The organism is Pseudomonas sp. LBUM1648, from assembly GCF_059716145.1.
On the sequence record NZ_CP166808.1, the window covers coordinates 186,538 to 198,578 of the forward strand.

General features: G+C 61.3%; 10 protein-coding genes. 9 read left to right on the plus strand and 1 reads right to left on the minus strand.

Annotated elements, in window-relative coordinates; translation table 11 throughout:
- Positions 1–81: 81 nt before the first annotated feature.
- Genes pgaA through pgaD form a run of 4 tightly spaced genes read left to right on the plus strand, consistent with a single transcriptional unit; the run spans position 82 to position 6,459 of the window.
- Positions 82–2,562 carry a poly-beta-1,6 N-acetyl-D-glucosamine export porin PgaA gene (pgaA, locus tag ACA043_RS00810; RefSeq protein WP_497658435.1) on the plus strand — a complete coding sequence of 827 codons (2,481 nt, stop codon included), beginning with the start codon at positions 82–84 and terminating at the stop codon, positions 2,560–2,562.
- Positions 2,563–2,574: 12 nt separating this feature from the next.
- A complete protein-coding gene (gene pgaB, locus ACA043_RS00815) occupies positions 2,575–4,572 on the plus strand; it encodes a poly-beta-1,6-N-acetyl-D-glucosamine N-deacetylase PgaB (RefSeq protein WP_497658436.1) in 1,998 nt (665 codons plus the stop codon).
- Between the two features lies 1 nt (position 4,573).
- Entirely contained in the window at positions 4,574–5,929 is a 1,356-nt protein-coding gene (pgaC, locus tag ACA043_RS00820; protein WP_187680298.1) for a poly-beta-1,6-N-acetyl-D-glucosamine synthase, read from the plus strand.
- Positions 5,926–6,459 carry a poly-beta-1,6-N-acetyl-D-glucosamine biosynthesis protein PgaD gene (gene pgaD / locus ACA043_RS00825; protein ID WP_489879615.1) on the plus strand — a complete coding sequence of 178 codons (534 nt, stop codon included), beginning with the start codon at positions 5,926–5,928 and terminating at the stop codon, positions 6,457–6,459. Before pgaC ends, pgaD begins: the two co-directional genes overlap by 4 nt.
- Here pgaD and ACA043_RS00830 read toward each other — a convergent pair.
- Positions 6,443–7,981, minus strand: coding sequence for an FAD-dependent oxidoreductase (locus ACA043_RS00830; protein ID WP_497658437.1), 1,539 nt, complete (start codon positions 7,979–7,981; stop codon positions 6,443–6,445). The two genes, pgaD and ACA043_RS00830, sit on opposite strands and share 17 nt — an antisense overlap.
- A gap of 153 nt (positions 7,982–8,134) precedes the next feature.
- Here ACA043_RS00830 and ACA043_RS00835 point away from each other — a divergent pair, with 153 nt between their 5' ends.
- The 5 genes from ACA043_RS00835 (at position 8,135) to ACA043_RS00855 (ending at position 11,932) form a co-directional block, all read left to right on the plus strand.
- Positions 8,135–8,695, plus strand: coding sequence for a YbhB/YbcL family Raf kinase inhibitor-like protein (locus ACA043_RS00835; RefSeq protein WP_497658438.1), 561 nt, complete (start codon positions 8,135–8,137; stop codon positions 8,693–8,695).
- A gap of 87 nt (positions 8,696–8,782) precedes the next feature.
- A complete protein-coding gene (locus tag ACA043_RS00840; protein ID WP_497658439.1) occupies positions 8,783–10,462 on the plus strand; it encodes a vWA domain-containing protein in 1,680 nt (559 codons plus the stop codon).
- Positions 10,463–10,491: 29 nt separating this feature from the next.
- Positions 10,492–11,073 (plus strand): RNA polymerase sigma factor, encoded by a 582-nt coding sequence (locus ACA043_RS00845; protein WP_497659613.1) that lies wholly within the window; start codon positions 10,492–10,494, stop codon positions 11,071–11,073.
- A complete protein-coding gene (locus tag ACA043_RS00850; protein WP_497658440.1) occupies positions 11,070–11,639 on the plus strand; it encodes a hypothetical protein in 570 nt (189 codons plus the stop codon). Before ACA043_RS00845 ends, ACA043_RS00850 begins: the two co-directional genes overlap by 4 nt.
- Positions 11,640–11,659: 20 nt before the next feature.
- A complete protein-coding gene (locus ACA043_RS00855) occupies positions 11,660–11,932 on the plus strand; it encodes a hypothetical protein (RefSeq protein WP_497658441.1) in 273 nt (90 codons plus the stop codon).
- The last annotated feature ends 109 nt before the right edge of the window (positions 11,933–12,041 follow it).

Here is a 12,041-nt window from a genome sequence, read left to right on the forward strand (position 1 = left end):
CTGAGCGTTCCTGGCTCGGCCCCGTTACGAATGGGCAAGGAGGGCATTACGACCCGGCTAGCCATGTAAGGATGCTGACGAATGCCGCGTATTGATGGTCCTGTATTACATCGTGGTTTACGCCCTTTGTTTCGAGTCGCGCTGTGCAGCCAATTGCTCTGGCCGGCCTTGGCGTTTGCCGACACACCCTACGATCAGATGGTGCGGGATGCCCGTGCCGGGCAAACCACGCCTGCGCTGAATGTGCTGCGCCAGGTGCCGCCGGGTCAGGCGACTACCGGGCAGATCAGCGATCACCTGCAAATCGCCAGTTGGGCCGGACTCGACGCCGAAGTGGTCAAGGTTTATGAAACCCAGGGCCGTGACCGAGTGCTGCCGGTTCAGGCGCTGACCGCCACCGCTCGTGCCTATCGCAACCTCAAACGTTGGGATCAGGCGACTCAGGTTTACAACAAGGCGCTGGCGCTGGAGCCGGATAACGCAGACCTGCAACTGGGACTGGCTCTGACGCAGGCTGACGCCGGCAAACCCGACGAAGCGGTCACCCGCGCCAAAGCGCTGGTGGCAGCCAAACCCGATGATCCTTCCCGTCGTTTGGCGCTCGGCTACGCGCTGAGCCGTGCAGGCAAGCAGTACGACGCCCTGTTCGAATACGATCAGGCCTTTATCCGCGCCGGCAGCAAACCTGAAGTCGCCCGCGAATACGTGGTCGCGCTGCAAAAGGCGCGTCTGCCGGAACCGGCGCTGCGTCTGGCCAATCAGCGTCCGGGCCTGATCGATCCGGTCACCCTGCGCCGCCTCGAAGGCGATCTGGCTGCCGAGCGCGTGCGCCTCGCCGAACTCGCTACCCGCAGCGAACAAGAACGCTATGTGATCGCCGACCGCGCGTTGGCCGATTACGACAAACTGCTCGCCACCTGGACGCCCGACGCCACCGCTCACGATGACGTGATCCGCTGGCGCATCGACCGCATGGGTGCGCTCAAGGCCCGGGCGCGCACCGGTGATGTCATCAGCGAATATCAGAAGCTGCAAGGCGAAGGCGTGAAGATCCCGACCTACGCCCTGCGTTGGGTGGCGGCGTCTTATCTCGATCAACGTCAGCCGGAACTCGCCACCGACCTCTACCGTCAGGTGCTGGCAGCTCCGGACGCCGATGCCAGCGATCGTCTGGAAGACACAACAGCGCTGTATTACTCGCTGCTTGAAAGCGACCGCGCCGACGAAGCGCGCAAAGTCGCCGAGGATGCAGCCAAGTCCCAGCGCCCGCGCATCGAACTCAAAGGCCTCCCCATCGGCAATCCCAACGATGAGTGGATGGACGCCCAACAACTCGCGGCACAGGCCGGCACCTACGGTTCCGACCTGCCACACGGGGAGGAGCGTTTACAGACGCTGGTCGAACAGGCGCCGGGCAACACCGGCCTGCGTCTGGCACAGGCCGATCTGTACCTGGCTCGCAACTGGCCGCGCCGCGCCGAGAATCAGCTCAAGGAAACCGAGAGCATGGTGCCCCGCGACATGGGCCTGGAAGTCGCTCAAGCGCGCACAGCCATGACGTTGCAGGAATGGCGGCAGATGGATGCACTCACCGACGACGTGGTGGCGCGATATCCGGACAACCGTCAGGTTCAGCGCGCGGCGCGCGAGCGTGAAGTCCACGACATGTCCGAACTGCGCGTCGAAGCCTACGGCGGCAAGGCCAACGGCGGTGGCAGTGGCGACGCCGGAGCGGTCAGCGGGAGTCGCGATTTCGGTATTCAGACCACCCTGTACAGTCCGCCCATCGATGAAGACTGGCGCGTGTTCGCCGGCGCCGGTTATGCCACTGGCGACTTCGCCGAAGGCACCGGCCACCACCGTTTCCAGCGCGTCGGTCTGGAACGTCGCACCCGCGACATGACGCTTGAAGCCGAAGTCTCCAACCATTCCTACGGCTTCGGCGACAAACAGGGCGCACGTCTGGCGATCGCCCGCGACATCAATGACCACTGGCAGTACGGCGGCAGCCTCGAATACCTGTCGGCCGAGACGCCGTTGCGCGCGCTCAACAGCGATATCAAGGCCAATGGCGGCAGCGGTTTCATTCGCTGGCGCGCCAACGAAAGCCGCGAGTGGCGGCTGTCGGTGAGCCCGTCGCACTTCAGCGACGGCAACAACCGTGTCGAAGCCTTGCTCACCGGACGCGAGGGCGTCTACAGCGCGCCGAACGTGCAGGTCGATGCGGGACTGGAAGTCGGCACCAGCCACAACTCCAAATCCGATGATGTGCCGTACTTCAATCCGAAGTCGGACTTCAGCGTCATGCCACTGGTCAACGTCAATCACGTGCTCTATCACCGCTATGAAACCTCTTGGAGCCAGCAATTCCAGGCCGGCGCGGGGACGTACAGCCAGCGTGATCACGGCACTGGCGGCATGGCGCTGATCGGTTATGGCCAACGTTATGCCTGGAACGACGTGTTCGAGGTGGGCGGTTTGTTCAGTGTGATCAACCGGCCCTACGACGGTGATCGGGAGACCGATCTGCGTCTGCTCGTCGACCTCACTTTCCGCTTCTAGAAGAGTTTGAAGATGCCTTTGATTTCGCGTTTCATCCTTTTGCTGGGGGTGCTGCTGGCCAGCGCTTGCGCCCAACAAGCCCCTGCATTCACCCCGCCATCGGAGCGCCCGGTGGCGGCCAGTGAAAAACCGTGGCCGAAAAATCATGTGTTGGGCATCGCCTATCACGATGTCGAAGATCGCGACCCCGATCAGGCTGTGGTGGCGGTGCGTACCGAGCGCCTGATCGAGCAGCTCGCGTGGCTGCGGGAAAACGGCTACAAACCGGTGACGGTCGATCAGATCATGGCCGCACGCAAGGGCGGGCCGGAGCTGCCAGCGAAGGCGATCCTGCTCAGTTTTGACGACGGTTACTCAAGCTTCTACACCCGTGTGTTGCCGGTGCTGCGTGCCTATAACTGGCACGCGCTGCTGGCGCCGGTCGGCAGCTGGATCGACACGCCGCTGAACCAGCCAGTGGATTTCGCCGGTGCTCCGCGCCCGCGTTCCGACTTCCTGACCTGGGATCAGATTCGCGAAATCTCACGCTCCGGGCTGGTGGAAATCGCTGCCCACACCGACGCCAACCACAAAGGTATTTTGGCTAACCCGCAGGGCAACCTGCAGCCTGCAGCTGCCACCCGGCGTTATGACCCAGTGACCAAACGCTATGAATCCGAGGCCGATTTCCAGGCGCGGATCCGCACTGACGTGAACAACATTTCGGAAAAAATTCGCAAAGTCACCGGTAAGAAACCGCGCGTGTGGGTCTGGCCATACGGCGCGGCGGATGGTACTTCGCTGACCGTGGTAGGCGAGGAAGGCTACGAAATGGCCCTGACCCTCGAAGACGGTCTCGACGCCCTCGACAACCTGATGAGCAGCCCGCGCTTTCTCGTCGCCTCGGATCCTGACGGCGCGCGTTTCGCCAACAGTATCGTCGACGTGCAGTCGGATTTCGTCATGCGCGTGGTGCATGTCGATCTGGACAACGTCTACGACCCGGATCCGGCGCAGCAGGACATTAATCTCGGCAAACTGGTGCAGCGCATCGCTGACTTGGGCGCCAACACGGTGTTCCTGCAAGCCTTCGCCGATCCCAAGGGCGATGGCCTGGTGCATTCGCTGTACTTCCCCAACCGCCACTTGCCGGTGCGTGCGGATATTTTTAACCGCGTCGCCTGGCAACTACGTACCCGCGCTAACGTGAAGGTCTTCGCGTGGATGCCGGTGCTGAGTTTCGGCCTCGACTCGAAGCTGCCGCGCGTGACCCGTTGGGACCCGAAAACCGGCATCACCTCGGTGGATCCGGATCAGTACCAACGCTTGTCGCCGTTCGATCCTGAAGTGCGACGGATCATCGGTGAAATCTACGAAGACGTGGCGCGCCTGACCTCGGTCAACGGCATTCTCTACCACGACGACGCGTTGCTCTCGGACTTCGAAGATGCCAGCCCGGCGGCGCTCAAAGCCTATGCAGCCAGCGGCTTGCCGGGCTCGATCGCGGCGTTGCGCGATGACCCGGCTGCCATGCAGCGTTGGACCCGATTCAAGAGCTGCTACCTGATCGACTTCACCAATGAGCTGACGGCCAAGGTTCGCGCCATTCGCGGCCCGCAGGTGCTGACCGCGCGCAACATCTTCGCCGAGCCGATGCTCAATCCACACAGCGAAGAATGGTACGCACAGAACCTCGACGACTTCCTCGCGATCTACGACTGGACGGCGCCGATGGCGATGCCGCTGATGGAAAAACAGACCCAGGCAGAGTCCGGGCCGTGGCTGGAGTCGTTGGTGGAAACCGTCAGAAAGCGTCCCGGAGCGCTGAATCGCACCGTGTTCGAATTGCAGGCGCGCGACTGGACCAAAAAAGAACAGGCCGACATCGATGGCAAACAACTTGCCGACTGGATGGGCCGTCTCAAGCGCCAGGGGGCGACCAGTTTCGGTTACTACCCGGACAACTTCCTCGACAACCTGCCGGACCTGAAAACCGTCCGGCCTGCGCTCTCCAATAAATGGAACCCATAACATGCTGGATAGACTGTTAGCCCTGCTTGTTCTGGCGCTCGTCCTCGGCGTGCCGCTGGGACTGATTTTCCTCGTCACCGGCCAGTTCCTGATGGACTTCGTGTTCTTCTACCCGTTGTTCATGTCGGGGTTGTGGATTGCCGGTGGCCTGTATTTCTGGCTGCACTGGGAACGCCACTGGCCGTGGAAGGACGACACCCTGCCGCCGCCGCTGGCGGGCGAACCGCTGATCTCGATCCTGATCCCTTGCTACAACGAAGGCGACAACGCTGCCGACACGATTCACGCGGCGCTGGCCCAGCACTACCCGAACATCGAAGTCATCGCGATCAACGACGGCTCCAAGGACAACACCGCCGAAGTGCTGGACAGGATCGCCAAGGAAGACCCACGGCTGCGGGTGCTGCACCTGGCGGAAAACCAGGGCAAGGCCGTCGCCCTGCGCATGGGTGCGATCGCGGCGCGCAGTGAGTATCTGGTGTGCATCGATGGTGACGCGCTGCTGGCGCCGAACACCGCAGCCTATCTGGTCGCGCCGATGCTGGATAACGCGCGGTTGGGCGCAGTGACCGGCAATCCACGGATTCGCACACGCTCCACGCTGGTCGGGCGGGTGCAGGTCGGGGAGTTCTCGTCGATCATCGGTTTGATCAAACGCACACAACGAGTGTTCGGGCGGATCTTCACGGTGTCGGGCGTGATCGTCGCGTTCCGTCGCACGGCACTGCACCGGGTCGGCTACTGGAGCCCGGACATGATCACTGAAGACATCGACATCAGCTGGAAGCTGCAACTCGATCACTGGAGCATCTTCTATGAGCCACGCGCGCTGTGCTGGATTCTGATGCCGGAAACCCTCGGCGGTCTGTGGAAGCAGCGCTTGCGTTGGGCTCAGGGCGGCGCCGAGGTGTTGTTCAAGAACATTCGTGGCATCTGGCAGTACCGCCATCGTTACCTGTGGCCGTTGCTGTTCGAATACTGCCTGTCCACCGGTTGGGCGTTCACTTTCCTGTTGTCGGTGATCTTCTGGGGCGTCGGCAAGTTCGTGGTCATGCCGGAAGCCATCGCGGTGGATCACCTGATGCCGCCGGCGTTTACCGGTTTGCTGCTGGCCTTTGTCTGCCTGGTGCAGTTTGCCGTCAGCATCATCATTGACCGGCGCTACGAGCCGGGGTTGGGCAAGACCATGTTCTGGGTGGTCTGGTATCCGATTGCGTTCTGGTTTGTCAGCCTGCTGACCACGCTGGTCAGTTTTCCCAAGGTGCTGTTTGGCCAACATCAGAAGCGTGCGCGCTGGGTCAGCCCTGACCGTGGTATCAAGCCGATCGGGGACGACGAAGAGGAGGTCATCAAATGAAAATCATCCGGACTCGCCAACGGCCGTTTCTGGTCGTGATCGATGTGATCTTCACCGTTATCGCTTGGGTTGGCCTGCTGTATCTATTGGTGCAAGGCCTGTGGCCATTGATCGAAACCCACGAAGGTGGGCCGCGGATTGATAGCTCGGCGTTTGATGCGCTCGGCACCTTGCAGATTTATCTGTGGGTGGCGGTGGTGAACGCGGTGATCCTCATTACTTGGGCGCGTTATCAGCACCGCAAAAGCCGCAGCTTCGCCCAGCGCCGACTGCCGGCGCCGGTGGTCGACGATGAGGGGCTGAGCAAGAGTTTCAAGCTGTGCGACGACCGCTTGCAAAAGCTGCGCACCCCGGGGGTGATGACCATTCACAACGATCAGGAAGGCGACATCAGCCATGTGGTGACGCATTTCTGGCCGGTGCAGCAGGCCGAATTGCCGCCGCCGCTGGCACCGCTTGAACACCCGAGAGTGATCTTTTTGCATGCCGAAGACGACGACAATCGTGAGCCGGTCAACCGGATGACCTGACTTCGCAAATCAACTGCCAGGCCTCTGTGATCGACAGCGGCTGTTTCATTCGCTCGGCCAGCAGCGCCATGGCGCGCTCCTCTTCGCAAGCCACAGCGGCCACCACAACACCGTTCTGACCGAACAGCCCGAGGAAGGGCGGCTGTTCGGGCTCGCCCATGAACTCGACTTCATCCCAATCCTCGGCGTGGCCGAGGTAGTCGTAGTTCTTGCCGAAGTGCCACGTCCAGAAAAACGGCACATCCAGATAGTGCTCGTCGCCGCCAAGCATGTTGGCAGCGGCGATTCGCGCGTGTTGCTGGGCTAGGCGCCAATGTTCGATGCGCTGTGGCTGGCCGTTGAGCGGGAACGTAGCGATATCGCCAATCGCCCACAGACCTTCCGATACGCGCATGCCGCCGTCGACCCGCAGTGAATGGTCTTTCTCCCGTGGTAATACCGTGAAAGCCTCGGTGGCCGGGTGCACGCCGACGCCGGCCAGCACCAGATCCGCTGCAATCCGCAAGCCGTTGTCGAGCAAAACCGCCTCGACTTTGTCGTGACCGGTGATCTCCACGGCCTCATGCTCGGTGATGAACTTCACCCCGTTTTCTTCGTGCAGCGCACGGATGGCTTTGCCCACGGCTTCGCCAAACTGGGCGGCGAAAGGAATCGCGTGGCGGGCGAGTACCGTGACATCGAGACCCTGCTGGCGCAGCGCCGAGGCGCATTCGAGGGCGATGAAACTGTCGCCGATGATCACCGCACGTTGATCGGGTTGGGCCGCGTGCATGATCTGTTCGGCATGGGCTTTTAAGCGCAGGAGGAACACCTGCGGCAGATCCGCGCCGGGCAACTCCAACGGATTGGGTTCACCGCCCGTGGCCAGCACTGCGGCGTCGTAATTCACGGTTTGGCCATCGTTCAGGTGAAGGGTTTTCGCTGGGGCGTCGAGCGAAGTGATTTCGCCTTGAATGCGCTCGATACGCTGCTCTTTGTAAAAATCTTCATCGCGCAGCGGCGGGGTTTCTTCCGGCGACATTTCGCCTGCGAGGACAAATTTGCTCAGCACTGTGCGGTCGTAACCGGCGTCTGCTTCGCGGTCGATCATCTTTATGCGCCCGCCAAATCCCTTTTCCCGCAGCGCCGCCGCGCATGCAGTGCCCGCCGCACCGGCGCCGACAATCACGAACGTGCGTGAATCGTCTGCCGGTGGCGTGTGCGGATCGGCGATCGGCTGGTCATCGACCCAAACCTCTTCGCCGCGTAGCTCCAACGGATACCGCTTGAGGCTGTCGAGGGCAGGCGGTTCGCATAAGGCGCCGTCTTCAATACGGAAAGCAGCCTTGTGCCATGGGCAGATCAGCCGACCATGACACAACGCGCCGTCCGCCAATGGCGCGCCGGCATGTGGGCATTCGCCCTGAAACGCACGTAATTGGCCGGCGGCGCGCAGCACAACGATCTTCAAATCGCCGATTTTGACTTCCAGGCCACGGTCTTGCGGGACATCGGCGAAACGGGCGACACGGTGCAGGGACATGTTCGACTTCCTCGCGGGCATTTCTCTTACGAGTTTGCGCAAGTGTGCGAGGTTCAGCCATTTGCCATTTGCCATTTGCCACTGCCACGGCACGAACGGTACAGCTATAGTTTGCAGGCCGACGACGGCCCCACTGCACAAGGTGCTCCCGGAATGACCCGATTGACCTCTCTCAACCCTTGGCTGGCGGCCGTTGCCGTCGCCCTTTGCGTGCAGTTTCCGGCGCAGGCCCAGGAGCGCTTCACCCTCAGCATCCCTGGTGTGTCCGATAACCGTCTGTTCACCTCGGCAGCGGCCAGCGATGCAGCCGGTTGCGGCGGCAAGAACCAGTCGCCGGCGCTGAGCTGGAACGCCGGCCCTGCCGGTACACAAAGCTACGCGATCGTCATGCACGACCCGGACGGCCAGAAAGGCTTGGGCGTCGATCACTGGATTCACTACGGCATCAAAGCCACGACTCACCAGATTGCGGCCGGTGTCGGTGCCAAATCCGCGTTCGAAGGCGTCGGCGGCACCAACAGCAAAGGCAACACTCACTATATGGGCCCGTGCCCACCGGTGGGAGATAGCGCGCACCACTACATCATCCAGATCTACGCCCTCGACCTGGCCCCGGACGCACTGCCGGCCGGTCTGACCCGCGCCGAGCTGATGGAAAAAATCAAAGGCCATGTGCTGCGCAACAGCAGTGCGGTGCGGCGTTATCACCGCTGAAAATTTTTTCAGTCGCGTTTAACCCGAACTGAAAGGGCTGCCCGTCTCAGTGGATGAATGATCAATTTCATCCCGAGGTCAGCCCCCATGTCCCGTTCACTGCCTTTTCTGCGACCTGTTGCGGTCGGCGTGCTGTTGGCCATCGCCGGTTGTGGTGTTTCGTCCAATCCGGAATCCGTTGCCGCGCCGGCTCAGCCTGAAACGATGGTGCAGCATGAAGCTGTGCTGGCCGACAGTGCGATGGCCAAGCGCAGTGTTCGCCCGGCACCGATCGCCAGTTTCGCTGCGATGCCCGCGCGGGAAAGTTATCCACAAGGCTATCGCGACGAGCAGCGTGAGCAGTATCAGAAGCTGGCCGACAACCCCATCCACAGCGTCTCCGAAAGCCCGGTCTCGACCTTCAGCGCCGACGTCGACACCGGCGCCTACGCCAACGTTCGTCGCCTGCTTAATCAGGGACGCCTGCCGCCGGAAGGCGCGGTGCGACTTGAGGAAATGGTCAATTACTTTCCCTACGACTACGCATTGCCCAACGATGGCTCGCCGTTTGGCGTGACCACCGAACTGGCGGCTTCACCGTGGAATCCGCACACCCGATTGCTGCGCATCGGTATCAAGGCCTCCGACCGCGCCGTGGCAGAACTGGCCCCGGCCAATCTGGTGTTTCTGGTGGACGTGTCCGGCTCAATGGATCGCCGCGAAGGCCTGCCGATGGTCAAAAGCACACTGAAACTGCTGGTCGATCAATTGCGCGAGCAGGATCGTGTGTCGCTGGTGGTGTATGCCGGTGAATCCCGAGTGGTGCTGGAGCCGACTTCCGGACGGGAAAAAGCCAAGATTCGTACCGCCATCGAGCAGTTAACGGCGGGTGGCTCGACCGCTGGCGCATCGGGCATCGAACTGGCCTATCAAATGGCACAACAAGCGTTCATTCCCAAAGGCATCAACCGTATCCTGCTGGCCACCGACGGCGACTTCAACGTCGGCGTCAGCGACTTTGGCAGCCTTAAACAAATGGCTGTGGATAAACGTAAAACCGGTATTTCCCTGACCACCCTGGGTTTTGGTGTGGATAACTACAATGAACACTTGATGGAACAACTGGCCGATGCAGGCGATGGCAACTACGCCTACATCGACAACCTGCGCGAGGCGCGCAAAGTGCTGGTCGATCAACTCGGTTCGACCCTTGCCGTGGTGGCGAAAAACGTCAAACTGCAGGTGGAATTCAACCCGGCGCAGGTCAGCGAATACCGCCTGCTCGGCTACGAAAACCGTGCGCTCAAGCGTGAGGACTTCAGCAATGACAAAGTCGATGCCGGCGAAATCGGTGCAGGACACACGGTGACCGCGCTGTATGAAATTGTTCCGACAGGCGAGAAGGGCTGGCTGGAACCACTGCGCTACGGCAAATCGAGTGTGGCTGTTGCCGAGAAGAACGGGGAATTGGCGATGCTGCGTGTGCGATATCAACAGCCCGAAGGTGGGAAAAGTCGGCTGATCGAGCGGCCGATTGCCAATCAGGTCGCACCGGCCAGCGAAGACCTGCGCTTTGCCGCCGCCGTTGCAGCGTTTTCCCAGCAACTCAAGGACGCTCGCTACACTGGCGACTTCAGCTTGAAAGACACCGAAGCGCTGGCGCGCGGCGCGCGGGGCGATGATCGTTTTGGCCTGCGCAACGAGTTCGTGCAACTGGTCGAACTGACGCAGAGCCTGCGCACTTCAACTGCATCGAATACGCTGCCCACTGAGCGACGGATTGAATAGTGAGTCGTCTGAAAGGCTTCATCAGTCAGCTGTTTGCTTCGCCAGACAGCCCGGCCGCCAGCAGCGATGAAACGCTGCTGGCGCGTTATCGCGAGGGCGACGGCGCGGCGTTCGAGATCTTGTATGCCCGTCATCGTCAGGGCCTTTATCGATTTCTGCTCGGTTTGAGCGGCAAACCGGAACTGGCCGACGAAGTCTTTCAGGAAACCTGGCTGAGCCTGATCCGCAGCACCAGTCAGCCACAAGGACGAGCGACCTTTCGTACCTGGTTGTTCCAGATTGCCCGCAATCGCCTGGTCGACCACTGGCGCAAGCACGGCGCCCATCAACCGCTGCACGACAGCTACGACGAACAGGCGCACGCGGTCAGCGATGAGGCGAGTGATCCGGAACAACTGCTGAGCCTCAGCCGCGACAGCCAGCGCCTGGAAAACGCACTGCAAACCCTGCCGGCCGACCAGCGCGAAGTGTTCCTGCTGCGCGCCCACGGCGACCTCGACCTGGCACAAATCGCCAGCCTCACCGAAACACCGCTGGAAACCGTCAAAAGCCGCTTGCGCTATGCCCAGCAAAAACTGCGTCGGCTGCTGGCCGAGGAGGTACTGACATGACTGACGCCCGCCAGACACCCGAAGATCCGGTCATTAAGCATGTGCGCGAACAGCACAACGTTGAACCGCCGGCGCACCTTGATGCGTTCATCCTCAATGCTGCCCACCGCGAAACTCCCGCGCCGAAACCAAGCCTGTGGCAACGCTGGCTGGATGCTTGCCGCAAACCGCGCTGGCAAGTCGCGTTCGCCAGCCTCGTCGGCGTCGCACTGATGCTCTCACTGGTGCAACGCGCCCCCGAACCGCAGCCGCAATTTGACTTCGCCCCGGCCGCCAAACCCGCCGCATCAATGGCGCGTAAACAAGCGCCCGAAGCATTGTCCGCTCCCGCGCCGATGGCAGAAATGGCCGCGCCGATGCAAGGCGAAGCGTTCAGCGCCGACGAAGCCAAAACCAGCAAACGCGCCGCCGCCCCGGCCAACGGCCTCGACGAACAACTGCGCGAAGTCCTGCGCCTGCGCGAATCCGGCGAATCAAAAGCGGCCGACACCCTGTTCAACAACCTGCACAAACGCTACCCCAACGCCGACCTCGACGCCCGACTGGAAAAAATCCAGCAGAACTGACCGCCTGTTCGCCCAGCCATTTGGCATTGCCCCGCAAAAACGCGCACTATCGGGCCATAGCTGAATCGCTGGAGAACACCGTGGCACCAAAAATCGACCGCATCGCCCAACTCCTCAATTGTCCGCAAAAGGGCGAAGAGATGCGCCGCGCGATTACTGAAGCGCGTAAGGAATTTCTGCTGAGTCAGCAGGAAGAGGATGTGCTTGAGGAAGACGGCGTCTTTGAAGAGGGGGTTGAGGGGGAAGACGACGAGGATGAGGATTACGATGAGTTTGATTGGACGACGGAGTGAAGCTGTTTGAGGAATTCCCTTTAAAAAATCATTTCCTCCCCCTGAAGTTTCCAACTGCCATTGTCCATTTATCTGTTCGTTGACCCTCCGTGCTGAAAAGGGGCACTAT

What these genes read in the sequence shown, in the direction of transcription:
- pgaA (WP_497658435.1), top strand. Translation starts at nt 82, where the DNA reads ATGCCGCGTATTGATGGTCCTGTATTACATCGTGGTTTACGCCCTTTG.
- pgaB (WP_497658436.1), top strand. Translation starts at nt 2,575, where the DNA reads ATGCCTTTGATTTCGCGTTTCATCCTTTTGCTGGGGGTGCTGCTGGCC.
- pgaC (WP_187680298.1), top strand. Translation starts at nt 4,574, where the DNA reads ATGCTGGATAGACTGTTAGCCCTGCTTGTTCTGGCGCTCGTCCTCGGC.
- pgaD (WP_489879615.1), top strand. Translation starts at nt 5,926, where the DNA reads ATGAAAATCATCCGGACTCGCCAACGGCCGTTTCTGGTCGTGATCGAT.
- ACA043_RS00830 (WP_497658437.1), bottom strand. Translation starts at nt 7,981, where the DNA reads ATGTCCCTGCACCGTGTCGCCCGTTTCGCCGATGTCCCGCAAGACCGT.
- ACA043_RS00835 (WP_497658438.1), top strand. Translation starts at nt 8,135, where the DNA reads ATGACCCGATTGACCTCTCTCAACCCTTGGCTGGCGGCCGTTGCCGTC.
- ACA043_RS00840 (WP_497658439.1), top strand. Translation starts at nt 8,783, where the DNA reads ATGTCCCGTTCACTGCCTTTTCTGCGACCTGTTGCGGTCGGCGTGCTG.
- ACA043_RS00850 (WP_497658440.1), top strand. Translation starts at nt 11,070, where the DNA reads ATGACTGACGCCCGCCAGACACCCGAAGATCCGGTCATTAAGCATGTG.